The organism is Klebsiella sp. MISC125 (genome assembly GCF_051131775.1).
Taxonomy (GTDB): Bacteria; Pseudomonadota; Gammaproteobacteria; order Enterobacterales; family Enterobacteriaceae; genus Klebsiella.
In genome coordinates this window covers 5,452,347-5,477,523 of sequence record NZ_CP180448.1, presented here as the reverse complement: position 1 = coordinate 5,477,523, position 25,177 = coordinate 5,452,347, and the positions used below count along the sequence as shown (strand labels likewise).

At 51.1% G+C, this 25,177-nt stretch carries 24 protein-coding genes and 2 pseudogenes; 14 read left to right on the top strand and 12 right to left on the bottom strand.

The genetic code is table 11. From position 1 onward, the window contains the following. Window positions 1-34: 34 nt before the first annotated feature. On the top strand, window positions 35-946 hold the full coding sequence (locus ACMYSL_RS25650) for a DNA adenine methylase (RefSeq protein ID WP_434660364.1): 912 nt from the start codon (window positions 35-37) through the stop codon (window positions 944-946). 130 nt (window positions 947-1,076) lie between these two features. On the opposite strand, the gene ACMYSL_RS25645 is transcribed toward ACMYSL_RS25650, so the two are convergent. Further along, complete coding sequence (locus tag ACMYSL_RS25645) at window positions 1,077-2,315, bottom strand: IS110 family transposase (protein ID WP_434660362.1); 1,239 nt, start codon at window positions 2,313-2,315, stop codon at window positions 1,077-1,079. Window positions 2,316-2,704: 389 nt separating this feature from the next. On the opposite strand from ACMYSL_RS25645, the gene ACMYSL_RS25640 reads away from it, so the two are divergent. From ACMYSL_RS25640 to ACMYSL_RS25620, 5 genes and pseudogenes are all read left to right on the top strand, one after another. After that, window positions 2,705-3,580, top strand: a complete 876-nt coding sequence (locus ACMYSL_RS25640) for a GTPase family protein (protein ID WP_050872430.1) — start codon at window positions 2,705-2,707, stop codon at window positions 3,578-3,580. Between the two features lie 243 nt (window positions 3,581-3,823). Continuing rightward, window positions 3,824-4,540 (top strand): helix-turn-helix transcriptional regulator, encoded by a 717-nt coding sequence (locus ACMYSL_RS25635; RefSeq protein WP_012543038.1) that lies wholly within the window; start codon window positions 3,824-3,826, stop codon window positions 4,538-4,540. Window positions 4,541-4,575: 35 nt separating this feature from the next. Beyond that, window positions 4,576-5,028: a hypothetical protein gene (locus ACMYSL_RS25630; RefSeq protein ID WP_000734321.1), complete on the top strand. Its 453-nt coding sequence runs from the start codon at window positions 4,576-4,578 to the stop codon at window positions 5,026-5,028. A gap of 71 nt (window positions 5,029-5,099) precedes the next feature. Then, complete coding sequence (locus ACMYSL_RS25625) at window positions 5,100-5,573, top strand: hypothetical protein (protein ID WP_434660360.1); 474 nt, start codon at window positions 5,100-5,102, stop codon at window positions 5,571-5,573. 119 nt (window positions 5,574-5,692) lie between these two features. Beyond that, window positions 5,693-5,821 (top strand): annotated as a pseudogene (locus tag ACMYSL_RS25620) (DUF932 domain-containing protein); the annotation flags it as partial. A gap of 81 nt (window positions 5,822-5,902) precedes the next feature. On the opposite strand, the gene ltrA reads toward ACMYSL_RS25620, so the two are convergent. Further along, window positions 5,903-7,603 carry a group II intron reverse transcriptase/maturase gene (ltrA, locus tag ACMYSL_RS25615; protein ID WP_434659184.1) on the bottom strand — a complete coding sequence of 567 codons (1,701 nt, stop codon included), beginning with the start codon at window positions 7,601-7,603 and terminating at the stop codon, window positions 5,903-5,905. A 580-nt stretch (window positions 7,604-8,183) separates the two neighbouring features. Between ltrA and ACMYSL_RS25610 the strand changes: the two are divergent. From ACMYSL_RS25610 to drt2, 6 genes and pseudogenes are all read left to right on the top strand, one after another. Then, window positions 8,184-8,876: pseudogene (locus ACMYSL_RS25610) on the top strand (DUF932 domain-containing protein); the annotation flags it as partial. Window positions 8,877-8,906: 30 nt separating this feature from the next. Next, a complete protein-coding gene (locus tag ACMYSL_RS25605) occupies window positions 8,907-9,347 on the top strand; it encodes an antirestriction protein (protein ID WP_059356640.1) in 441 nt (146 codons plus the stop codon). 12 nt (window positions 9,348-9,359) lie between these two features. Then, on the top strand, window positions 9,360-9,902 hold the full coding sequence (radC, locus tag ACMYSL_RS25600; RefSeq protein ID WP_017880113.1) for a RadC family protein: 543 nt from the start codon (window positions 9,360-9,362) through the stop codon (window positions 9,900-9,902). A gap of 10 nt (window positions 9,903-9,912) precedes the next feature. Beyond that, window positions 9,913-10,254 carry a type IV toxin-antitoxin system YeeU family antitoxin gene (locus ACMYSL_RS25595; protein WP_141875858.1) on the top strand — a complete coding sequence of 114 codons (342 nt, stop codon included), beginning with the start codon at window positions 9,913-9,915 and terminating at the stop codon, window positions 10,252-10,254. 20 nt (window positions 10,255-10,274) lie between these two features. Next, window positions 10,275-10,529: a TA system toxin CbtA family protein gene (locus ACMYSL_RS25590; protein ID WP_181481292.1), complete on the top strand. Its 255-nt coding sequence runs from the start codon at window positions 10,275-10,277 to the stop codon at window positions 10,527-10,529. A gap of 640 nt (window positions 10,530-11,169) precedes the next feature. Then, window positions 11,170-12,456, top strand: coding sequence for an antiviral reverse transcriptase Drt2 (gene drt2 / locus ACMYSL_RS25585; RefSeq protein ID WP_181481293.1), 1,287 nt, complete (start codon window positions 11,170-11,172; stop codon window positions 12,454-12,456). A 379-nt stretch (window positions 12,457-12,835) separates the two neighbouring features. On the opposite strand, the gene ACMYSL_RS25580 is transcribed toward drt2, so the two are convergent. The 4 genes from ACMYSL_RS25580 to ACMYSL_RS25565 form a co-directional block, all read right to left on the bottom strand. After that, window positions 12,836-13,564, bottom strand: coding sequence for a hypothetical protein (locus ACMYSL_RS25580; protein WP_434660358.1), 729 nt, complete (start codon window positions 13,562-13,564; stop codon window positions 12,836-12,838). 153 nt (window positions 13,565-13,717) lie between these two features. Then, a complete protein-coding gene (locus ACMYSL_RS25575) occupies window positions 13,718-14,152 on the bottom strand; it encodes a VOC family protein (protein WP_110276635.1) in 435 nt (144 codons plus the stop codon). Between the two features lie 205 nt (window positions 14,153-14,357). Next, window positions 14,358-14,681, bottom strand: a complete 324-nt coding sequence (symE, locus tag ACMYSL_RS25570; protein ID WP_181483818.1) for an endoribonuclease SymE — start codon at window positions 14,679-14,681, stop codon at window positions 14,358-14,360. Window positions 14,682-14,970: 289 nt separating this feature from the next. Next, window positions 14,971-15,765 carry a DNA/RNA non-specific endonuclease gene (locus tag ACMYSL_RS25565; protein ID WP_304255581.1) on the bottom strand — a complete coding sequence of 265 codons (795 nt, stop codon included), beginning with the start codon at window positions 15,763-15,765 and terminating at the stop codon, window positions 14,971-14,973. 393 nt (window positions 15,766-16,158) lie between these two features. On the opposite strand from ACMYSL_RS25565, the gene ACMYSL_RS25560 reads away from it, so the two are divergent. Both ACMYSL_RS25560 and ACMYSL_RS25555 read left to right on the top strand, forming a co-directional pair. Further along, window positions 16,159-17,193, top strand: coding sequence for a DUF1176 domain-containing protein (locus ACMYSL_RS25560; RefSeq protein ID WP_434660355.1), 1,035 nt, complete (start codon window positions 16,159-16,161; stop codon window positions 17,191-17,193). A gap of 203 nt (window positions 17,194-17,396) precedes the next feature. Beyond that, complete coding sequence (locus ACMYSL_RS25555) at window positions 17,397-18,407, top strand: LacI family DNA-binding transcriptional regulator (protein WP_181483815.1); 1,011 nt, start codon at window positions 17,397-17,399, stop codon at window positions 18,405-18,407. A gap of 123 nt (window positions 18,408-18,530) precedes the next feature. Here the strand turns inward: ACMYSL_RS25555 and ACMYSL_RS25550 are convergent, their stop codons facing one another. From ACMYSL_RS25550 to ACMYSL_RS25525, 6 genes are all read right to left on the bottom strand, one after another. Then, complete coding sequence (locus tag ACMYSL_RS25550; RefSeq protein ID WP_434664266.1) at window positions 18,531-18,965, bottom strand: GlcG/HbpS family heme-binding protein; 435 nt, start codon at window positions 18,963-18,965, stop codon at window positions 18,531-18,533. Beyond that, window positions 18,952-19,863, bottom strand: coding sequence for a dihydrodipicolinate synthase family protein (locus tag ACMYSL_RS25545; RefSeq protein WP_434660353.1), 912 nt, complete (start codon window positions 19,861-19,863; stop codon window positions 18,952-18,954). Before ACMYSL_RS25545 ends, ACMYSL_RS25550 begins: the two co-directional genes overlap by 14 nt. Continuing rightward, window positions 19,857-20,684, bottom strand: coding sequence for an SDR family oxidoreductase (locus ACMYSL_RS25540; RefSeq protein WP_434660352.1), 828 nt, complete (start codon window positions 20,682-20,684; stop codon window positions 19,857-19,859). Before ACMYSL_RS25540 ends, ACMYSL_RS25545 begins: the two co-directional genes overlap by 7 nt. A gap of 24 nt (window positions 20,685-20,708) precedes the next feature. Then, window positions 20,709-21,812: a mandelate racemase/muconate lactonizing enzyme family protein gene (locus ACMYSL_RS25535; RefSeq protein WP_134184959.1), complete on the bottom strand. Its 1,104-nt coding sequence runs from the start codon at window positions 21,810-21,812 to the stop codon at window positions 20,709-20,711. A gap of 52 nt (window positions 21,813-21,864) precedes the next feature. Then, entirely contained in the window at window positions 21,865-23,322 is a 1,458-nt protein-coding gene (locus tag ACMYSL_RS25530) for an MFS transporter (protein WP_181483811.1), read from the bottom strand. A 144-nt stretch (window positions 23,323-23,466) separates the two neighbouring features. Continuing rightward, window positions 23,467-25,116 carry a signal transduction protein gene (locus tag ACMYSL_RS25525; RefSeq protein WP_434660349.1) on the bottom strand — a complete coding sequence of 550 codons (1,650 nt, stop codon included), beginning with the start codon at window positions 25,114-25,116 and terminating at the stop codon, window positions 23,467-23,469. Window positions 25,117-25,177: the final 61 nt, after the last annotated feature.

Below are 25,177 nucleotides of genomic sequence, written 5' to 3'. Positions count from 1 at the left end.
ACGATGCTTATAGGATACTAACTTAGAGTTGATAATGAACGGGTTAATTGCAAGCGAAGATAATCAGCCGACAAAAGGGGGGACATTTGGCACACCTCTGCGTTACCCTGGAGGCAAAGGGAGGTTAAGCCTTTGGTTATCTCAGCTAATTCGAGAGAATGGCTTGAATGACGGATGGTACGTCGAACCCTATGCCGGAGGTGCTGGCGCTGCCATTCTTTTACTTTGTGGCGGCCATGTTGATCGTATAGTGCTCAATGACCTAGACCCAGCAATTCATGCGTTCTGGTGGGCTGTTCTGAACGATACAGATAACCTATTACGACTTATTGATGAAGCTCAACCAACACTAGAAACTTGGGAGGCTCAACGCGCGGTCCATGCAGATCCTCAAAACCATAGTCCAACAGAAGTTGGTTTTGCCACCTTTTACCTTAATCGGACCAACCGTTCCGGAATCCTGCGGGGAGGCCTTATAGGTGGGAAAGCTCAAACAGGCAAATGGTTAATGTTTGCCCGTTTTAATAAGCCAGATCTTTCTCTAAGAATTCGTAACATTGCCAGGTTAAAAAGGCATATTTCTCTTTATAATGAAGATGCGCAAGATCTTATATCTGGCTTAAAATCAGACTTGCCAGCACGTAGCTTGATTTATTTTGACCCACCGTATTATCACAAGGGTAATCAACTCTATCGCAACCATTATAAAGCATCTGATCATGCATCAATTGCTGCTCAGGTTGAAACTATTGCGACTCCATGGTTGGTGACTTATGACAATTGCGAGGAAATTCGAGAAATTTATGCGGGTAAACAGAATATTGAATTCTCATTACATTACTCAACCGCAAGCACTCGCCCTCTAGTCAGCGAGATCATGTTCTATGGTAACCTTTCATTGCATGCTAAACCCACAATGAGCAGGCGATTTCCTCAGAGGACATAATCAATATGTCTGAAGCTCTCTAAAAGTGAATGGCACGATTTTGCGGGATATTTACACCATCATCTTGCCGGGACACATAATCAAAATAGGAAGGTCTGCTTCACGCCCTGAGACATTCGACAAGCTTTTTTTATGGCTTCAGTAAGGGCGACTTTCGCGCTTCCAGTGTCAGCAAATATTTAGCTTCGTCGTAGCGGGTTCTGGTCTTCCAGCAGCGGTAAATGATCCTTATCCATTTAAACGCCAGAGCCCGGATTGCTGATTGATGCGATTTCCCTTTTTCTCGCTGTCTCTGGTAATAAAGTTTGGCCCAGTATGATGAATTAACCGTCTTGGCAGCCCATTCAACAAAGGTCTGCCTGACGAACTTGGCACATTGCCATCGCCAGTGAACCCATGATTTCTGGCCACTTCGTTCGGTCACCGGTGCAATACCTGCATAGTTTTGAATTTCTTCAGCGCTGTTAAACCGATCACGGTTATCACCAAGTGCAGCAAGCATACGTGGGCCCATACACGGCCCCATGCCCGGAAGTGATTTGAACAGCCCAGCATCTGGCAATGTGTCAAACAGCGTTTCGATTCGTTCGTCATAGGTTTTGATGATTTCACTCACGACTTTAATTTGTGTCGCCAGTGCTGTTGCCATCAAAGCATTAGCCTCTATAACACTCAGGTCTGTCGTCAATGGGTTCGCGTTATCAATATTCGCAACACGTTGCTCGGTAAGGGCCATTGCGCGGCCACCTTTGGCATTCAGAAAGTTGCGAATCGTGTCGCGCCTGGCTCGTTTCAGTTGTTGCAGACTGGGCCACCGGATAATCAGCTCACACAACAGTAAGCTACCCCGATGTGAGAACCACTCCAGGGGCTGAGGATAATACTGTTTTAGCGTATTGATGAGTCGATTCACAAAGCGGCGTTTGTCCTCAACCAGCAGTCGACGCTGCTCAACTAACTGTTGAAGTAATCGGATATTGCCATTGTCGGGTTCTATGGCTTTTATCTTTTGGGGATAGCGTAGCATTAGCTCTAATGCTAACTCAGCATCCTGTGGATCATCCTTAGCACCGCTTGGCCAGAAGGTCTGCCGATAGCGGGCCAGTGACAACGCGTGCACAGGAAAAACAGTGACAAATGGGTACTTCTGGAGAGCATACACCACCGGGCCTTTCTTCAGCTCAAGGGCGATAGCGATCCTGCCTTTCACCTTTTGGTGCAACTCGTTGAGCCAGATATCAAGTGCTTCCGGAGTGTGTTCAACCACCTGGAATATGCGCTCGCCGTTTTTAAACTGAACGCAGACATCGTGTTTTTTATCCGCCCAGTCCAGACCAACATGAGCAGCAAACTGATTAATCGCAGTCATCACCAGCTCCTTTAAATCGAGGATTGGTATGCATTCCACGCTCTTCGAAAGAAATATAGTCAGCAGTTTTTCTGCATGCCCTGAGTATTCGTTAGCGAACGTGGAGCACTTACTGGCTCGAAAGCAAAGCGGCAATCATCAAACCACATGATTCTGGCACAATATTCGTAACCAGTAAGCGCATACCCTGAATCACTTAAAAGTGTAACTCTCAGGGTGTGAATGACTATACTTGGCACTAAGCGGATATCTTTCAGCCCTAGACTGCACATCTTCCTTTACGTATTAATCTAAAATTCCAAATAATTTCAGACAGATATTATCTCCGTGAATCCCCGCTTTCCTGACTGGAGCGCGGGGTTTTTAATTTTTCACGCTGAGACTACTGTATGAATAAACCTGACGGCCTTCAGGCCTTTGAACAACCGCTCGCGTCGCTTCCGCGCACGCTTCGCCAGCTTATTCTTGAACGTATCCAGAACCTGACTCACTACGAGCCGGTGATTGGCATCATGGGCAAAAGTGGTGCTGGTAAATCCTCTCTCTGCAACGAACTTTTCCGGGGCGAGGTGTCTCCGGTGAGTGACGTGAACGCCTGTACTCGCGACGTACTGCGCTTCCGGCTGCGCAGCGGTCGTCACAGTCTGGTGATTGTCGATTTACCGGGGGTAGGTGAAAACGGGTGGCGGGATCACGAATACCGTGCCCTGTACCGTCGTATGCTGCCCGAGCTGGACCTGGTGCTGTGGGTCATTAAGGCCGATGATCGGGCACTAACTGTGGACGAGCAGTTCTGGCACGGTGTGATGCAACCTTACAGGCAAAAGGTACTGTTTGTGATTAACCAGGCCGACAAAATCGAACCCTGTCATGAATGGGATACCCTCACCAGCAAGCCTTCACCGCACCAACTGGAAAATCTTAAAGCGAAGCAGGCAGCGATTATGGCGATGTTTAAACTGCATCATCCGGTCTGTGTGGTGTCCGCCCGCACTGGATGGGGCATTGAGGAGATGGTGGCAGCCATGATGCGCTGTCTGCCTGACCGCGCCACCAGCCCGGTGGTGACACAACTGCAAGGGAGACTCTGCACAGAGCCGGTAAAGTCGCAGGCCCGTGACAGTTTCGGTGACGCTGTGGGCCGGGTTTTTGATACGGTTGAGTCATCGTCATTCCTGCCTGCGCCACTGAAAACGGTGATTCGTACCGTGCGTGATGCGGTGGTGTCGGTCGCACGGGCCGTCTGGGACTGGATATTCTTCTGATATCGCAATTTTCTCTGCGAATGATGAACTGGTTGTTAATGATTTGTTGATTGTGGACACGTCCTTTCCACTGCGTTTTATCATCAATTAAATCAGGCGAAGCATCATTGTCTGTCAGACGAGCGCCCACAAGGCTGGACTGCTCATAAAAAATAGTTCCGATGTTGTCCATACCCTGTCCACTCCTTCCTTTAAAGTAATCAGTATTAATTCAGAGAGTTAACTTCTCAGGAGAAATCTTTCATGACGCTTCAGGAGCGGCGACATGACCGGCTTGCTGTCAGGTTGTCTTTGATTATTAGCCGCCTGGTGTCCGGTGAAACTCTGTTTATTCGCAAACTGGCAACTGAATTCGGGGTATCAGAGCGCACGCTGCGTCGTGACTTTCGGGAACGTCTGATGTATCTCGACCTGGATTATTACCAGGGGCAGTGCAGTCTGCGCTCGGATATTCACAGTACGCGGCAGGAAATAGATATTCTGACCTTTGCTCACCGCACGGGGCTGGCCGGGGTTTTCCCTGGCTTTGACCGGCGACTGATCAGCAGCCTGCTGGACTGTGATGATCGACCCTGTCTGGTATGGCATCAGGACAGACCTCATCCCCCGGCAGGAAAGCTCTGCTTCTACAGGCTGGTCAGAGCTATTTCGGGATGTCAGCGCATCACCGTTCTGACTGAAGGGGAGCGTCATGAGGCCATCGCACCTTACCGGCTAATCGCTCTTGACGGTTACTGGTATCTTGTCGCTGAACATAACAGGCAATTACGTGTCTTCCGGCTGGATGAGATTCATCTGGTAAGGCCATCGCGGGAAACATTTATTCGCAGTGAGCTTCTCTATCAGCTGTCGGAGGACAAACATTTTATCTCTGCCTTACCTCATTTCCGTTTTATTCAGCAGTCGCTGAATTCATTTTCTCCATCAGAAAGTCGGGGGCAATCCGGACAAACTGATTAGAGATGGTCTCCACAATTGAATGTAAGGTTAATCTAATGAAAAAATTGAAATTATTGTCTTTACTGCCTGTCATGTTTTTTCCCTTACTTATCGCAGGTAATGCTCACGCAGCACGTCCTTATAGCGGGTTCCTGCCTGCGGCAGTGAATAATAAAAGTGGGAATATATTCTGGTGTGATGCCCACCGACAGGTCAGAAAACTGTGTACAGCGACGGAAGTGGATTCAATGGGATGGTTTATTGTTGTTCGCTCGAAACCTTCCAGAGATTGTCCGGGGGGGATATGGGGGTGGATCACTCCCAGTAAAGACGATGTGGCAACAGGGTATACCATTACGCCAGGTAAAGAATTCAATCTCACCATGAAGGATATGTGCAGTCCCGATATGAAAGTAACGTTCCGCCCGAATAAAAAGGACCCTCGTTATGACGATCTTGTCGGGATTTATGCTGGAAAAGAAGCGTTTCGCTACAAACAAATAAAATAATCCAACTGTTTTTTCATTACTTTATTGTTTTAAACAACAAAAGCTTTATTACATGATTTGAGGACAACATTATGCGACTGCCTTACGTAATATTTACATTAGCTATGCTGGCTTCTGTATCAACAGCACAGGCTATTCCCAATATGTGGACGAGTGGTTTTGGGATGGGCGTGACCGAATATATCATTACCAGCCCGGAGAAGGTGGTGTTTAATCTGAACTGTACTGGCAATCCGGATGCGCAGAATATTATGCAACACGGTGTTGATCTCACTCTGCCTGATGGAACATCAGTAAGTTCTCATGACGACGGGACGGAAATAACGGTCGTCATTGATAACAGTCAGTTCTCATTACCTTCATCCCTCGGCTGGAGGAATGGCGATAATGCCTGGGTGTCATTTATTGACGCACTGGGGCAGGCAGCAAATTTCGATGTTTATGTCAGCGATAAAAAAGTAGGCACTTTCAGTCCGGGTCTGAAGAATACGCAAAAAGAGCTGTCTGACCTCAGTGAGTGCCGGACCACACACTACAGCGATTAGTTACTTACATTTCAGTCCTCTCCACCTCGCAACACACCAGCACCAGATAGCAACAGGCCATGCTCCTTCGGGAACATGGCCTTTTTGTTTTTATTTCATTATCAGATAAGGAGTTAGCTATGCGATTAGCCAGCCGCTTTGGTCGTATAAACCAGATACGCCGTGACCGGCCTCTGACCCACGAAGAGCTGATGAGTCATGTCCCCAGTGTGTTCGGGAGTGACAAGCATGAATCTCGTTCAGACAGGTCGGGTAAGGACACGGTGTTACCACCGCATCCTCCCCTAAGAACCGTGCTTGCGAGTTTCCCCGCACACGGCTCAAGCCTTTCAAAGCCCCACTGGAGGAGCCGGTTTCACCACTTTGAATCGGCGTGCGCGGGCTATCTGGTAGCAGTCTGGATGTAACATTATCAGATTACTGTTGGTATCTCGCCCACCGTCGATCGTTCGTTTCACGTGGAAGAGACGCCACCCAGTAGATTCTCCGATCATCTGTTGGCAGACAGGGCAATGTCGTTCCTGAGCCAACCATATTCGAATCAGCCGGGTTCGTCCCTTGATTGACCTCTGCATTGCAAGGGCCAATCGCTCTTCGAAGTAGATTTCCCATTTAGGATCAAATGGATTGGCATCAGAACGGATTTTCCTGTGCCGCCTGATCGGCGTACTGTCAATGTTGTAAAGCTCCAGAAGCTCGGGGACTCCAGTTTGGAGTATCCTGCCGGTTTCCGTGGCAAAGACCCAGTGCCGGGATCCAATGATTCGGAAGTACTTCCTCCTAATCCACCCAGTTCCCTTGTGGGGATGCCGACGTTTTACCCAGCGCCACAGGCTATGCCATATCGCGCAACTGACCTTACTTAATGTTTGTTTCGCCACAACATGCCGATAGTAATTTGCCCATCCACGTAACATCGGGTTGAGTTTCTTTATCAGTGTATCGTGTCGCACCATTGCATTACCCTTAATCACTCCCCTTACTTTGCGCAGGAAACGTTGGACACTTACAGGAGCTGGCTTGATTAACAGTTTGCCCCCATATTTGCGTACGTTCATGCCGAGGAAGTCGAATCCATCGCTGATATGTGTGATCCTGGTCTTTTCTGGTGACATCGAGAGACCTCGCTCCGCCAAAAACTGCTCGACCATAGGGATAACTTCTTCTGCCAGCATTTCACGTGTCACACCGGTTATGATGAAGTCGTCTGCATATCGAACAATATTGACCTTTGACGGATTGCGGGTACTCCTGCGATATTTAAGTCGCAGCAAGTGTTCTAATCCATCAAGAGTCATATTCATCAACGTTGGCGATATGATCCCCCCTTGGGGTGTGCCCGCCGCTGTTGGATAAAGGACACTATGGTGAAAGTAGCCAGCTTTCAGCCACATTCGCAAGATCGCCTTGTCCATCGGGATATTGGTGACCAGCCAGTCGTGCGATATTTCGTCAAAGCAGCTACGGATGTCAGCTTCAAGGATCCATTCCGCACAATCGGTGTGTGAAAGAGCCTTGAAGCACTGTTCAATTGCATCAGCCGTTGATCGGGCAGACCTGAACCCATATGAGTTCGGGTCTGCGGTTGTTTCGGCTATCGGTTCCAAAGCGAGCAAATGCAATGCCTGCTGCGCCCGGTCGATCATGCAGGGAATGCCCAGTGCCCGCTGCTTCCCGTTGGCTTTTGGGATGTAAATCCGCCTCAGTGGCTGAGGACGATAGCCCCTTCGCCTGAGTGATAATACTGCTTTGAGCTTGATCTTCGGCGTAGACCACGTAATCCCATCCACGCCAGAAGTTCGTTTGCCGCGATTCTCTGTCACTCGCTTAACGGCGAGAGCTTTGCCGCTGAACGAGTGGGTGAGCAGCCATTGCAGGGCTTTCACTCTGCCATGTCTGCCTTCCTGCGTTGCCTTCACGATACGTGCCTGAAGCCTTCTGACCTCGCGGTGGCATCTTGCCCAGTCAATACTGTGCCAGTGCGTCGCCTGATCGGAGAGTGCACCAGAGCTATTTAGCTGCGCCGTCATTTGCTTTCCCTCCTTTAAAGGTTCGCCAGACTCTCTCGTGATGAAAGACCAGACTGAAGTTTGCCCGCTTTCGCGTGAGGTAATGTTGCCTATCGACGCAACCTCTATCCATTCCATTACAGAATGGCCTTCGCTTTCTCAGTCCTCCTCTATCCGCACCGCCAACGGTTTCCCTTACGAGGCCCCTGCCCAACCGGGCGGCAATACGGATTTACCATGTTCCGTTCGAAGAACACGATGGGTTAGGTTCTGCTTCTCCGCCGGTAGCTCTGTTGTCCGCGTATCCCCAGTATAAAAAGGAATATCCAGCTACTGTGCCTTTTGGCTACAGCCTTTCAGTACCTTTAGCTGCTTAATGTTGACGACGTTTATCAGCAGTTCACTTGTGTTAACCGTACCATCAAGCCTAGCGCCTGAGCCGCATTGGTACTTGCAGCCCCTGCTACATTGTCCCGATCGCTTCAGACCCAACAGTTACCCATCGAGCCTGGATCAGTAGGCTACCGCTGACGGAACAGCGGGCTTTATCACCGCGATACTTGCGGGTAAAGCAATTCTTCGAACGACTTCATGTCGCACGTACACCTACATCCCGACCATTACCATCCTCGAAAGCCTGCAGCGCGAAGGTTTTGAGCCGTTCTTTGCCTGCCAGACAAAGGTTCGCGACCAGAGCAAGCGGGAACACACCAAACACATGCTTCGCCTGCGTCGTGCCGGTCAACTGACCGGACATCAGGTGCCGGAAATCATTTTGCTCAACAGCCATGACGGCTCATCAAGATACCAGATGTTGCCGGGGCTATTTCGAGGCGTCTGTACCAACGGTCTGGTCTGCGGACAGTCATTTGGCGAAGTGCGGGTACCACATAAAGGGAATGTTGTTGAGAAGGTGATTGAAGGGGCTTACGAAGTGCTCGGTGTGTTTGACCGGGTGGAGGAGAAGCGCGATGCAATGCAGTCACTGGCACTGCCAGAACCAGCCCGGAACGCCCTGGCGAATGCCGCGCTGAAGTATCGCTTTGGTGAAGACCACCAGCCGGTCACGGTATCGCAGTTGCTGACCCCACGTCGCCGGGAGGACTACAGCGATGACCTGTGGACCGTATACCAGCGCGTGCTGGAGAACCTGATGAAAGGAGGTCTGTCAGGGCGAACCGCTCAGGGGAAAAGCAGCCGCACCCGTGCTGTTACCGGCATTGACGGCGATGTGAAACTCAATCGCGCCCTGTGGGTTATGGCAGAAAACATGCTCGAATTTTTCGGGCGTTAAACAACCGTTCCGGCATAAGGAGATATTTTAATGGATACCCACAACCCTGAGTTTGCTGAGCAGGCAGCAATTACTGCCTCGGTAGTCCCTGACGAGTTACGTATCGGCTTCTGGCCAAAGCGCTTTGGATCTATCCCACAATGGATAACCCTTGAGCCCCAAATATTTGGCTGGATGGATCGTCTGTGCGCTGATTACAGCGGCGGCGTCTGGAGCTTTTACACACTCAGCAACGGCGGCGCATTTATGGCTCCGGAGCCCGACGGTGAGAAGTGGACGTTGTTCAACCCGATGAATGGAAACGATGCGGAGATGAGCGGAGAGGCTGCCGGTATAGCGGCCTGCCTGATGGCATACAGCCACCACGCTTGTCGCACCGAATGTGACGCGATGACTGAGCACTATTATCGCTTACGTGACTACGCGCTAAACCATCCGGAATGCAGCGCCATTATGCATCTAATCGACTGAGGAATACCTGACATGAATATCGCATTATCCCCGGTATCATCACAGCCTGAACTTTTTCCGCTGGCGGTTATGGCTCAACATGATTACCTGCTTACCGCGACATCCGGATTAACACCCTATGCTCAACGGACCATCCGACGCGCTACCAATCTGCTGGATAAATATCTGCGCCAGCCCGGTATATCCTTTACCTCAAGTACTGCTGCCCGTGACTGGCTTCGGTTACAGCTGGCAGGACAAGAACGGGAAGTGTTTATGGTGCTCTATCTCGATAACCAGCATCGTTTACTGGAGAGTGAAACGCTATTTGCCGGTTCGATTAACCATGTGCAGGTCCATCCCCGTGAGGTAGTGAAATCAGCGCTTCGTTTCAATGCTGCGGCCGTTGTGTTGGCGCATAACCATCCATCCGGTGATCCGGAGCCCAGCCAATGTGACCGCAACATTACGGGCAGGCTTAAAGAAGCGCTGGCACTGGTTGATGTGAACACACTCGATCATCTGGTTATCGGTTCAGATGGAATTGTGTCGTTTGCAGAGCGAGGCTGGATATGAGGGCACTTCAATGAAATCTACTGACTCAGAGAACGATTCATTTCTAAAATGGGGACTGAATTGTAATATGACACCTTGCTTTGGTGCTCGTCTGGTACAGGAGGGAAACCGGCTGCACTATCTGGCTGATCGGGCCTGCATTACCGGTGAATTCAGTAACGCAGAATCTTTGAAGTTGGATGAAGTATTCACACGTTTTATCCGCCAAATGGAACCGATGCTGACCACTGGTGAAATGAATCCTCGCCATGCCCACAGTGTCACCCTGTACCACAACGGTTTCACCTGCGAAGCCGATACCCTTGGCAGTTGCGGCTACGTATACATCGCCGTTTACCCCACTCATCGTTAACTACTTTCACAAGAGCAAATATGAAAACTCTACCTGCAACAAATCCGCAGGCGGCGACGCTATATCTGTCGCCTGTGGCAGTCTGGCAAATGCTGCTTGCACGCCTGCTGGAACAACATTATGGCCTGACACTCAACGACACACCATTCAGTGATGAGGTTGTCATTCAGGAACATATTGAGGCCGGTATAACACTCGCTGATGCTGTTAACTTTTTGATAGATAAGTACGAACTGGTTCGTAATGACTGCAGAGGAGCTAGTTGGCAGGAATAATCATACTATTTTCGGGCTATCGACAGTATGCGTGCGTGCCGGGTTACTGGGGCCCTGCCGTGAAGGCTTAGCTGATGGTAGACTGTTGCTTCGCAAGGGTTGGATGCCACAAAAAAAGCCTGTGGGGTATGGGTACGATAACCTGAGTAAGGCTCAAATGTTGCCTCTACAGTTTCTTTGGTTAAGTTCTGCCATTTTTACTCGGCGGTTGACATTATATAGCATGCGGTATTAGAGAAACTTTTTATTACGGAGGAATCCGCCAGTCTGGCTGATTTGTGAAGTGCACAAGTACAATCTATCTTAGAGTTGCACTTGAAACATAATAAATGTTATAAATTCACTGCCCTACGCATAGGCGCAGGGGTGATGTACAGTTTGTCAACTCCCGGCCAGCGACCTTCGCTGAACACCGACCAGAGGCTGACTAACAAGTGGATGATGCTCATTACTGTCTCCATTATGCTGATTACATTATACAGTGTTTCTAACATTTGCGGTGAAATGCACAATTGGCTACAAGTAGCCAATTGTGTATGAGAAGGTTGGATAAAGACCACTTTGTTAAGCCGGGGCAATGTACGTTGAATGACCGCAGTTCAAAATTGCCCCGGTTTCACAATTTTTGAGAACTTACAAAATGGAATCACGTGAACACTCATGGTATAGACGACGTGGCTACCTTCATTTCGATAAACCTGTTTCGTTAGAGCATGCTTTAGACATAGTGAGCAACCCTGAATTAATTGCGACTCACTCATTTCTTCCTTTTATTACGTTTACATCAGCTTCCTATAAAATAAAACAAGACAAAGGCACGAGTGCCATAAATAAGATATTGAAAGAAAGACCAATAGCTTATTCATCCCATGTTGATAGTCATATTTATTCTTACTATGCAGCTATTCTCAGTGAGTTTTATGAAAAAGAGTTGCAGTTGCATAATGTAAATAAAAATGTGCTAGCATTTAGAACATTAAATAAAAGTAACATTGATTTTGCATATGAGGCTTTTCGAGAGATTAAAATAAGGGGTAACTGTAGTGCAGTTGCTTTAGATTTGTCTAAGTTTTTCGATACTCTTGATCATGGTTTTCTGAAAGAAGCCTGGTGCAGGTTACTAGGTAAAGATAAGTTGCCTGAAGATCATTACGCCGTATTCAAAGCAATTACTAAGTATTCAAAGGTCGATAAAAACGAAGTATATGATCTAATGGGAATCCCTAAAAATAATGCCAAAAACGCAAAGAAAACAAGAAGGCAAATATGTACTTTCGTAGATTTCAGAAATAAAGTTAGAAAAGGCAAATTAATAGTCTCTAATAAGGCGGGTTTTGGTATCCCACAAGGATCACCAATAAGTGCTCTTTTATCTAATATTTATATGCTTAATTTTGATATTGAGATGAATGAATATGTTTCATCTTTAGGTGGCGTATATTTTCGATACTGTGATGATATGCTTTTCATTGTCCCAACGGAAGAGAAAAATAATATTGCTGGTGAGGCAGAGAAAAGATTAATTAAGCTTAAAGTATCACTTAACATCAAAAAAACAGAAATTAGAGAGTTCTCAGTTTCCCCAACAAAGATAAGGTGCGATAAACCCCTGCAGTATTTAGGTTTTTTATTCGATGGTGACAATATTTTTCTGAGATCATCATCTCTATCACGTTACTCTGACAGGATGAAAAGAGGTGTACGCCTTGCGAAAGCAACCATGAAACGTAAGAATAAAATAAGGAAGTTAAAAGGGTTATCTAAAAAAGAACTTTTTAAAGAAAAAATTTATGCTCGCTATGCTCACGTAGGGAAACGGAATTTTTTGACATACGGATACAGAGCATCTCGTATAATGAATTCGAACTCAATAAGAAAACAGTTAAAGCCTCTATGGGAAAGATTACAGAAAGAAATCAGTAAATAAGAAATAGCTAACTTGACCATTACAACCTAATGCTCACTTTATGTATCCACTTTTTTCAATCATAGCTCATAGCAGAACCGATGTGGGGGGGATTTATGTTATACTATTGGCCTACATCTTGCTTTGTTTGATAGCCATATCGGTGTTCTACTGGTATGGTTTTATACCCACTTGCAATGTCTATTTTTTGTACGGATTTTAACTTGTGGGTACAAGTGCGGGTATAAATAATTATTCCTGCTTGTAAACTACATTAATATCAGTCTATTAGGTGTGAAATTCGAGTCCGGCCTTCGCACCAAATCACCAAATCACCAAATCACCCAATCAGTCCACTAAAAATCTTTTTTGTATCTGCATTTCATCATTTGAAAACCGCCTATTGAGGTATCTGTTCTTCTGTCTCCGATGTGGTTAGCACAGCACCCTCAACACTATCCACCCGCGCTTCCTCCTCACACCACCTTTCAAACAGCCTGGCGAATCTGGTGCTTTGCCAGGTATCCCCAACCTGGCTAAAGATAAAGCCAGTGACCACAATAGCGGAAATAAAGTAAAACAGTGAAAATGCGATAACCGAATTTATGGCCCCGCTGGCCAGTAACGATTGTATTGTTGTCCACCAGGCGCAAGCAAAAATGACTATTGAAAATAGCCAGAAAATCCCGCTAACGATGTGGAAATTTTTGATTTTTTTAGGATCTACAGAAAAATGCTTTTCTTCACAACGATATAAGGATGGGTTTTTAAGGAAGCTCATTAATCGTACATCATATGAGCCGATATTTTTATCAGCGATAAAAGCGATCAGCTTATGGGCGTGCCAGACAGGAAGAGTAATCCCGATCTGCTCATACAAAAACTTTATTTGTACCGTCTGATGCGTCCTTGAGAGCTTGGTGTCGAGTATTTCAGCGTTTGCTATTTCAGCGATTTTATTCAGCACCTCTATTTTTGTTTCAATAGGTACCTTTTCAAAGCGAATTATTCGCTTCGCTGGCGGGCTGGACATCACCTTTCCCGCCCAGTCGATGATCTTTTTTGCAACATATAAAATCGCGGGTAGTAATACCAGCTTTGCAATATCTATCTCGTTAATGGCTCCCATATTTATTCCTTAATAAAATGAATAAGTAATGAATCTACAACACTGAATTTATTTTATGTAGCCCTCATTATTATGAGGGCTTCGATATGGCGAATTCCTGGTCTGACTTAATGCCATTCGCCCAATACGGTCCCTGTCCAGAGGCCGTCCTGCTCAAAGACTGAAACTAATCTCTACCGATTCCGCATTGCGTTCAGCCTCTCCGTGGTAAACCGCCTCAATATTGTTACCATCGGGATCGAGTACGAAGGCCGCGTAGTATCCGGGGTGATAGGTTCGCTCTCCGGGCGCTCCGTTATCACGCCCGCCGTGTGCCAGCGCCGCCTGGTAAAAAGCATCCACCGTTTCACGGTCCCTGGCCTGGAAAGCCAGATGATGGCGTCCTGTCGGCATACCGGCAGACCCTGGACTTTTTATTGATGAAACAACAAGTTCATCAGCCCAAAAGTAATCGTCGTAGGTATTCACGATAGGGATCTCAAGAACCGCCAGCACGGCTGTATAGAACGCTTTGCTGGCTTCGAAATCATTTACAACGAGCTGGATATGGTCGATAAGCCTGCCGCGGTGTAGTCGATAAGTTTCCATGATCGGTTTCCTCATTTAGAGCCTATCCCATTAGGACTATTTCACTTGCCATTTTGGACCTGGGCAGTGCTCGAAATCCTCACGTACTACGTGTACGCTCCGGTTTCTATGCGCTGTCCGTGTCCAAACTGGCTGCGCCAATAACGCCTACTGGGATAGGCTCTTAGTCTATAAGACACGAAATCTCATTGTGAGAATAATCTCTCTAACCCCGTCCTCCAATCACCCCGATAAACTCTCTGACCTGCTTCTGCTTCCTGGCCGACAGCTTCTCCACTCTGCGCATCGCGGCTTCCAGTTCCGGTTCTGGCTCGATTGTCGTCAACACGATACAGCCGTTCATCACCCGCACAGCTACTTTGGTGCCGGTCGTAAATCCTGCTGCCGCCAGCCACTCGCCTTTCATGATCACCGCCGGAATACGGCTACGATCTGGCAAACGCCTCACATAACTCACCGTCAACTGACGCTTATTCTTCGGCGACACTTCTGGATCAAGCGAATCTACAATACAATCGATATCAGTCATGGTTGCTATTCCTTGTAAATAGTAATTGTGATCAGCGGTGCGGGTGTGCGCCAACACATTCGCACCGCGCTAAATAACACCTGTAAACCTAACCAGTAATAAACGCAAAGTCCAGAATTTAATCGAACATAATAAACGCCTTTAACCGCATGTTAAGAATGAATGAAATACGTAACCCGATTATTTAGCTCCAACGGTAAATACCTTTCCTGATATTGCTTAAATAACCAAAAAACAGTCTTGAACAATAATACAAACTTAATACCTGAATCCGGAGGAAAATATCAAATCAAGAGCAGCCCAATTCCTTCGCCAGCGTACCTTTATGGGTCTTCAGGCTTTGGGCAATCTCCGGCGGCAGGGCAGACCAAAAAGAGAGCGCCGGATGGGTTCGTTGTTCAATCTCTTCCACCGTTACCTGATAATCACAAAAACTGGCGCTTTTTGGCGTCGCCTGATCCAGTAAAAACGCCGCGTATTCGCCTTTATCCGGACTGGAGCCGATAAAAATAATCTTCCAGTAGCCGCTAGGGATCTCTACGTCGGGCGCGGCGGGCAGGGTGGCAATATGTCGTTCGAACAGTGGCCCGGTTACGGACCAGACTGCGGTGACGTCGCTGCGCTCGGCAAGGGCGCGCTCCTTATCCTCCAGCCTTGCCCATGCACCTTGATTGAGCCCGGACTCCTGCGGCGTAATATTGGAGAGATAGTTTAATGTCTGCCAGTCCGCGCTTGCGCCCAGCCCGGCGAGCGGGGCCTGATGTCCGCGATCGACCGTCAGCGCCGTACTTGCCCCTTTATAGGCAGCAGGGGCTAACGTATCTGCGGCGGGTAAATCCGGATCGCGCTTCCAGCTGCGCGAGCGCCCGCTAGCCTGGCTGGCTTTGGTGATTTTATACGCCACCCAATTAGCGAATTTGCTGCGGCTATTGTTATTCAGCGTATAGGCTTCGCGAACCAGCGTCTGTGCGCTTCCGCCGGTCGGGCAGCCCACTTCACAATTATCGATAGCGGATGTGCCAGCGGCACACGCTAGCCCTAAAAATAACGATGGCAACAGGCCCAAAAATCTATATATCTTCATTTTATTTATAACGTGATAGCGAACGTGAATCCAAATTCATAAACAGTAGAAAGACGCTGTTAATAACAAAACGGCGCAATTCATAAATGAATTTGAAAGATGAAGTGAGAGAATAAAAACAACCAGAAAAACGCGACAGAGTGAAATATCACAAGATGATTAAACATCACGCCGGATGATATTTTTTGATAATCAAATGATGTTGGATGATGCCAAATAATATATTTTCACCCAACACTCTGGACTGATCGTGATGTGAGAATGTTTGATGAAGGACAAAGGGACCTGCAACCTCTGATATTGTCTGAAAAGAATAAAAGAGAAGGGAAAACACTTCTCTCCGTCACGGGCATTGTTCAGACTACGGAAAATTATCCGATAGGGAGAAACGGTATGAAAAAGGGAATCAGGGCAGGGCTGCTGACATTAGCCGTGCTCAGCGCCCCCGCGCTGGCGGAAAAAAGCGGCGTTTCATTCAGCCATAAAGACTGGGAAGTGGTTTGTGATAACACGTTGACCTGCCGGGCGGCGGGATACAGCCCCGACGAAGGTGCCGGTGGTTCAGTACTGCTGACCCGTCAGGCCGGAGCGGGGACTGCGGTGTCTGGGGAACTTATGCTGGCGGATATTACCGATAGCGATGTTTATCCTGACAAGCTGACGCTGTGGATCAATGACCAGCCTGCGGGCGAAGTGAAGCCTGGAAAAGAGAGCTGGCCACTGTCGAACAAACAGGTCCAGGGCATCATCAATGCGGTCAAAGGCAGTGGAAAAATTGAATTTAAAGGCGGTCCGGACCCGTTTGTGCTCTCCGGCGATGGTGCTTATGCGGTGCTGCTAAAAATGGATGATGTTCAGGGGCGAATCGGCACGCCGGGCGCGCTGACCAAAAAAGGTGATAAACCGGAGAGCAGCGTCCGGGCCGCCGTTCCCGCGCCAGTGATTTACCAGGTTAAGCTTGAGAAGGCTCAGGAAAGAGCGCTGACAGCGCCTGAACTGGCAGTGCTGAAGCCAAAATTACTGGCAACGCTGAACAAAGATGACTGGTGCGATCTCATCCAGCCAGAGGAGGGGCAGGAGGCAGAAATTATCAGTCTGATGCCGCTGGATGACGCCCACTCGCTGATTTCAGCGCTGTGCTGGCGGGCGGCATATAACGAGGGGTACGGTTATTGGGTGGTTGATAGCAAGCTTGAAGGCAATCCCGCTCTTATTACCGTTTCAGGATCCGAGTATGGCGAGGGTGAGATTTTCATGAGCCAGAAAGGGCGCGGTCTCGGTGATTGCTGGGGAATGGCAAACTGGGTGTGGGATGGTACAACGTTTCGCAAAAGCCGCGAAGCGACGACCGGAATGTGTCGATATTTACGCATGGGTGGGACATGGGATCTCCCCACCTGGGTAGCCGATGTTAAACCTGGAAAGTAACGCGCTGAAATAACGCGGAAAACATTCCCTCCGGCACATTTATCAAAGTCAGTGCCGGAGGATAAGGCGAGCGCCACTGTATATCGATAATGTCATTGCCTCAGCAGGTCGACGCCTTGTTCAAAATAACAGCCCATCTAATGTATTGCTAACTCGAATTAGTTTATGATTAAGCAGTTCTGTTCGTTATGGAAAATGATGTTATGGCCAAAACTGTTGAGCAAGTCGCCAGAGCGCTGGAAATCTCGATTACTACCGTGCGGCTGGTGCTGGGGGGTAAAGCTGAGCAGTACCGCATCAGCGCCAAAACGCAGCAGCGTATTAATGACTATATCGCTGAGAACGGGCTGGTCGTTAACCACATCGCCCGCAGCCTGAAGCTCAATAAAACCGAGACCTTAGGGCTGGTGATCCCGCGCCTGTCGAACCTGTTTTTCTCCACGCTGGCGGAAAAGCTGGAAGCCTGCTGCCGCCAGGCAGGGTATCAACTGATGATCGCCTGTACCTACAGCGACAGCGAGCATGAAAACAGCCTGGTTGAAGGGCTGTTGGCGCGCAATGTCGATGGATTATTTGTCGTGCCTTCTAATCGGGAAACACAGCTGCATCATCAGAAGGTAGCGCGCAAGCGGCCGCTGGTGCTGCTCGACCGTGATTTTGGTGAGAGCGACGTATCGCTGGTGGTGAGTGATAACTATAACGGCAGTAAAAAGCTGGTGCAGGCGATGACTCAGGCGGTAGACGTCTCGCCGATTTTTTTTATCGCCGGGGATACCCAGCAGCCGTCGATCCAGCGTCGTTTGCAGGGTTATCTTAGCGAGCTGCCCGCCGGGAAAGAGTGGATTTTATCGGCCAGCCATAACCGTCAGGAAGAGGGTAAACAGCTGATGCTCGATTTTCTACGCCAGCATCGGGAGCCGCCGAAGGCGTTTATCGCCTCATCGCTGCCGATTCTGGAGGGGACGCTAAGCGCGCTGCGGGAAACTTATGGTTTTATTCCGTCGGATATCCCGATTGGGACCTTCGATGAACATCAGATGTTAGGTTTCCTGCCGAATGCGGTGTGGTCGATGCGTCAGGACGAGGACGCCTGGGCCCAGCACGCGTTTCATCTGATGCAGCAGAAGCTGCAGGGCGAGAATGCCGACGTGAAGATCACGGTGCCAATGACGCTGATTCACCGCCCTTTGTCGGTGGAAAAGCAGCGGAGTTAAGTGGACGCGGTAAAAGACCCTCACCCCGCCCCTCTCCCTGGAAGGGAGAGGGGGAAAAGAGCGTCGGAGCTGGCATATGCCGCGTAGCCCGGACAGGTACGCAGTACCGCCTCCGGGAATGCTTTATGTCATCAGCCGCTGAACAAACTGTGCTGCCAGCTCGGCGTCTAATTCCGGCGGCAGGCCGCTGATCCCGACGCCGCCTATTGCCAGCCCATCAAGCATCACTGGCACACCGCCCGGCATTGCCAGCAGTTGCCGGTCATTAAATACCTCCAGCCGTAGGCTACCAACGCTGACTTCTTCCGCAAGCCTTGCCGTTGGGCGGCGAAAGCGCAGGGCAGTCCAGGCCTTGCGCTGTGCGAGCTGGCGCGGCAGCGGCGGACAGCGAGCGTGTGCGCCAAAGGCGATAAGCTCGCCCTCCGGCCCCACCACCGCAACCGAGAGCCCCCGGGTCTGTGCATCGCCTTCGGTCTCCTGTAAAAACAGCGCCACCTGCTGGCAAACGGCGCTATCGTTCAGGCGACTCTGGGTACATAGCCTGTCATTGCCGGGCATCGGCGATATACCCCCGTAAGCGCAGATAGAGTTCATCCAGCTCCCCTTTCTGCGCTGCCGTCAGCGCCACAAACGGCTCGCGGGTTGGCCCGGTATCGACGGTCTCTTTACCGGCAAGATACTTCGCCGACTGGAACACGCCGCGCGCCACCAGGTTTTCCACGACTTCGTTAATCTGCTGCTGTAAGCGCTGCGCCCGGGCGATATCGCCCTGCTTAAACGCGCTGCGCAGAGCGAGAAACAGCTCCGGCTGGAGGTTGACCGTGGTGCCGACGGTGGCCGTCGCACCTGCCGCGAGGCTGGAAAGGAAGATCTCATCGAAACCGTTAAAGAACACTTTGTCCGGATAGCGGGCGATCATCCGCTCCAGCGAATAGAGGTTATGCGAAGTATGTTTAACCCCCAGTACCTGCTCGTCGCCGAGCAGCGCTTCGGCGGTCTGATGGTCAAGCTCGACGCCGGTAAACTGCGGAATATTATACAAAATCACCGGAATCGAAATGGCGTCCAGTACCCGACGGTAGTAGGCGATAATTTCCTCGCGGCTGTATTTGTAGTAGTAGGGCGGAACCAGCGATACCGCGCTGGCCCCGTCCTGCTCGGCGCTTTTGGCCAGCTCAACGGCATCCCGGGTGCGCGGTGTTCCGACGTGGGAAATTACCGGCACTTTGCCCTCCGCCGCCTGGACCAGCGTTGCCAGCACCTGCCTGCGCTCATCGAAACGCAGTAACGGCCCCTCCCCGGAGGAGCCGCAGCAGTAAAAGCCTTCAACACCACGCGCCAGCTGGGCACGGGCGAGGGTGTCCAGCGCCGCATAGTTTACCGACTCGTCGGCATGCATCGGCGTCACCACGGCGGAGATAATGCCGCGAAAAACCTGCCATTTATCGTTTACCATGCGGTCCAGCCTCCATCCACGACGACGTTGGAGCCGGTCATATAGACCGACGCGTCGGAGAGCAGGAACACCACCGCACCGTTGTACTCATGCGGTTTTGCCATCCGTCCAATCGGAATGCGGTTGGTGTAGTTTTTCTGAAAACGCGGATCCTGGTCGCTACGCTCAACGCCGGAAAGGGTCAGGGTGTTGACGCGAATGCCGTCGCGGCCCCAGTAGGTGGCGCAGTAGCGGGTAAAGTTATACAGCCCGGACTTTGCCGCCGAATAGGCTACTGGTTTAACGAACGGAATGCCGGTGTCCTCTTTTTTGTAGCTATAGATATCCTGCACCGGGGAGACCACGCCGTAGATCGATCCGACGTTGATAATCGAGCCGCCTTTGCCGGCCTGTTTGATGCGCTTGCCAACCTGCTGGGTCATCAGGAAGGTGCCGACCAGGTTCACTTCCACCACCTCGCGGAATACCTCTTCCGGAAACTCCTCAAACGGGCCGGAAACTTCCGGCGGCGCGCTGGGCTGGGTATCAACACCTGCATTATTCACCAGACCATCCGGCACGCCCCATTTCGCTTCGATGCTATCAAGAACCCGGTTAATGCTGGCTTTGTCGGTAATATTCACTTCCGCGCACAGCAGGCGGTCGGAGTCCTTTATCGCCCCCAGCACGCGATCGATACGTGCGGCATCGACGCGGGTGGCTAGCGCCGCCACCTTTGCGCCGCGCTCATGTAAGGTCTTCACGTACTGCGCCCCCAGCTGTCCAAGGCCGCCGGTCACGATGATGACCTTGTCTTTAACTGAGAATAACGTGTCTTCCATTGTCCTTTCCCCATCACTGAGTGGTTAGATTTTGTGTGTTGCGAGATAGTCACGATCGAGAATGATGCCGTGGCCCGGTCGTTCGCTCGGCACGTAGTAGCCGTCCACCTCTTCGCCCGCTTCGGCGATAATGCGCAGATCTTTCCAGCGTCCGCCGTCGGTCATTTCGGCGTAAGAGATATTCGGTACCGTCGCCAGCAGGCTGGCGCTGAGCTCCATGACAAAATGCGGCGTCATCGGCAGGTTGTGCGCGCGGGCGACGGCGGCGATATCCAGATAACCAGTGATCCCGCCGACGCGTCCGAGATCCGCCTGGATGTAATCCGCACAGCCGCTCTCGATGTATTGCGTGAACTGGTTTAAGTTATAGACGTTTTCGCCCAGCGCGATAGGCGTAGTGCTGCGTTCCCGAAGCTTGAGATGGCCGGTGATATCGTCGGAGGGCAGAGGCTCTTCAATCCATAACAAGTTGAGCGGCTCGAACAGCTTGAACGCGCGTAGCGCCTGCGGGAAGTTCCAGCCCTGGTTGGCGTCCACCGCCAGCGGAAATCCCGGCACCGCTTCCTGAATTTTACGCAGGCGCTCCACGTCTTCTTCCAGCGTCGGTTTGCCGACTTTCACTTTCGCCGCCAGGTAGCCGGTGCTTTTCCAGCGTTTGACCTGGTCGATCACTTCTTCGATAGACAGATGCAAGTTGATGCCGCTGCCGTACAGCGGAACGCGATCGCGCACGCGGCCAATAATGTCGATGATTGGCGTGTTAAGCGTTTTGCCCAACAGATCCCAGTAGGCGATATCCAGCGCCGCCAGAGCATGGGTGGTGACGCCCGCGCCGCCGACGTCGTGAATATGTTTATATGAACGATGCCACAGGCCGCGCGGCGAGAGCGGCTGGCCGATCACGTCCGGGATAATCTCAGCAATCAGCGCGGAGATGGTTTTTCCGCACCAGCCGGAAGTGTGGCTAAAACCGGTACCGACGTGGCCGTTTGAACCGTAGACATCAACAATCGCCACTTCGATATCGGTAACGTGGTGAATCTGATCCCCCCACGGACCTTCCGGCAGCGGGACGCGGGCGGTCATCAGTTCGATATTTTCAATCACGGGCATTTTTGTGCTGTTCATCTGATTCCTTCCTTTATGTGTTCAGCGGGGGCCGCACCTGCGGCCCGGGCGATTAATGTTTAGAGGTTGAGGCCGGGGATTCATGACCCTGCAGGGCGATTGCCGGGCTGGCGTCATGTTCTTGATCGTTTTCGTCGCCCACCGCATGACCAAAGACTTCCGGTAGCAGGAAAATGGAGGCGAGGAAGGCGCAGAACGGCGCGATAGCGATAATCATTGAGGCGACTGGCACGCCGACTGCCTCAAACAGGGCCGGGAATACCAGAGTCGTGACGAAGGCGGTGACCTTGACGATGGTGTAGCCGATACCGGAAGCCACGCCGCGGTAGCGCGGTTTTGCCACCAGAGAGATCACCGTCATCCCGCTTTCAGAGTCCCAGTAGTGGCCCCACAGCATCAGCGCTGCGCCGAAGATGATAAAAGCGAAGCTGCTGCTATAGACGCCCCACGCCGAAATCGAGATACCAATGGTCACCAGCAGGAAGCCGTATTTGCTCAGCCCTTTATGGCCGAGTGTCGGCAGCAGCAGTGGGCCAACGAACGCCGAGAGCGCGGCGATGCAGTTCACCGCCAGCAGAGCGAGGTTGTTCTGGATCTGCCCGGAAATACCGATGGTGACGAGGATCAGCGGCAGGAAGAACGAGAAGGCATAGTTCTCAAATGATTGTACGGCGCAGGAGAACCAGCCGAACAGGGTTGTGCGGCGGGTAAACGGGCGGCGGAACAGATCGTGCAACGTCTCTTTGAGCGTCGGGTCGGCGATAGCGACGTTTTCGTTGGGCAGAATGTCGTCCAGCAGGCGGCCATCTTGTTCGCCGTAATATTCGCGGGAGGCTTTTTTAGCTTCGATAAAGCGGCCGCGTTCCACAAACCACGCTGGAGTTTCCGGTAGCTCCCGACGCATAAACAGCAGCAGACAGGCAGGAATGGCCGGAACCGCTAGCACGATACGCCAGATCATATCCGGGTGAACATCAAGCGCGACCAGAGTAGTGACCAGCAGGATAGCGGCGATAATCCCTAGCGCGAACATAAACTGCCAGCGGTTCGCCATCACTTCACGCTTGCCTTTCGGCATGACTTCCATGATGTAGGTAAAGCCGTTGGCCACGTCCGCGCCCACTGGGATCCCGGCGAGGCAGCGAATAATCGCCAGCCAGTACATATTGGGCGCCAGGCCCTGAAGAACGGCGAAAATCGCGAACAGAATCATCGACCAGAGGAAAATTTTGCGCCGTCCGAGTTTGTCGGTCAGCCAGCCGCCGAGCAGCGCGCCGATAACCGCGCCGAGCTGAGTACCGGCGGCGGTAAAACCGAGCAGCCAGCTGCTGGGTTCATAAATGTCTTTCAGGGCGAATAAGATAAACGCCATGGAATAAATATCCCATGACTCAATAAGTAATGCGGTGATCATGAGCCATCCCGCTTTGGTACAGCCGGGGGCTTCCTGTAGGTCGAGTCGTTTCTTTGCCTTTTGGATAATAAATTCAATATGTTGCTGCTGATACATATAATCCTCTCTCGTCCGGGCAAGCAAAAGGCCCGCCCGGACAGATGCGCGTTGACCCGCTCTTTATGGGCGATAAAGAGGCGAATTAAGCGGATGTTTGCCAGGATCGCTAACAACGTAAAAATTACATAAGCGAATCAGTTTTTATTTCATTAATAAATGAGCATCGCCTGCGATAAAGACTTTTATATTTTGCGTCAGCGCCTGGGCAATAAAGGCGTTCAGCACTTCGGATAAAACCTCCTCCTCTACGTAAGCCAGACTGAGATGGTTGCTTTGGTGTCCCGCCATTAAATCGTCGCGCGAAACCCCGTCGAGAACGGCGTTGAGTAGCGGCCACTCGTAGTTTGTCGCCTTGCGGCGGCGTTCGAATTCGTCATGCGGTAGTTCGACGGCGGTGCCGGTGCCGATGTGCAGGATCACCTGAGTGCCTTCATAGTGCGCGCGCGCCCAGATAAAGCGTCCGGCTTTGCCCTGTCCGGCGATAGTTGAACCGCCGTAGGGGAAGAACATTGGCGGCTGGCGATAGCCGGTGGCTCCGGCGATCCCGCCTTTCAGATGGGCGAACGGGACCGCGCCGGAGATCTCCAGATCCCAATAAAATGTGCCGTTGTATTTGCTACCCCAGCGGATATCGTGGAGGGTGGTTTCGCTCTCCATACCCAGCGCGCCGAGCAGCTTCGCCAGCATTACCTGCGGGATGGCGCTGCCCATATCCACCTCGTTGATGCAGGGGATTGGCGCATCCGGGCAGATAATCTCGCCGTGCTCATCCGGGATCGGGAAGCGTTCGGCGTTGCCGATAGCGCCCTCTGCAAAATCAGAGGCAGCACAGCTGTCTTTGAGCCCCTGTTGATACTGTACGCCAACCGCCGTCAGCCCGAATCGCTTCACGAAACGCGCCATAGCGATCATCATTGCGCACTGTTCCAGCACCTGCTCCCGGGTGAGATCCTGCGCGCTGTCAGGGCCGAATTTGAACTGCATTCCGCGGGTTTCGTACCAGTCGAGGCAGGCTTCGCGCAGGGCGGCCGGTACTTTATTCATCTCAACCAGCAGCGCCGATTGCGACAGCGACTCCACCGGCATCCCCACGTCGATCATTGCTTTTTGCGGGAACACGCCGTTGATCATCCCCATACAGAAGGTGTCGAACAGGCCGACAATGGCTTTATGTTTGAGGATCGACTGCCCAACTTTGACACCAATCTGCCCGGCTTCGCTGGCCAGCAGCGGCGCGCTGGGGGCGACCGGGTGCAGATAGCCGAGCTTATGGCTGAGATGGCCATCGCGCAGCCAGGTCTCTAAGCCACGAATAAACGCGTCATCGGCAAAGGTTTCGGACCATAGCCGCGAGTAGTTACGCTCAAGGCTGGTGAGGCATCCGGCCATGCAGAGCATGCCGACCAGGCCCGGCCAGGTGCCATCGAAATTGGCGAGCAGCAAAATGGGGCCGCGATGATGCACCAGCGAAGGGGCAAGATGGTGAGAGTATTGCCAGGCGGTCAGCAGGATGATAACCGGCGCATCCGGATCGATTTGGGCGAACAGATCGCTACCTTCCTTCTGGCTGCTGATAAACCCGTGACCGCGGCTCTCATTGACCGGATGGGCGCGGCGCAGGCGGTAGCCTAATGTTTCCAGCACCGCTTCCAGACGCTGTTCAAATAATTTTTGCGTGGGCCAGCAGGTGACGTTAGCCGGTTCGCGGAGATCCGCATTGGTGACCATCAAAACTTCGCCTGATTTCGGGGTAATAAACTCGGCTTCCGCGGGTAACGTTAAATTCAACATGTGAATTTCTCCTGTAGGGGATAGGTAGCTTAGTTATCGTTCATCGTGCTGCGCATGGTTT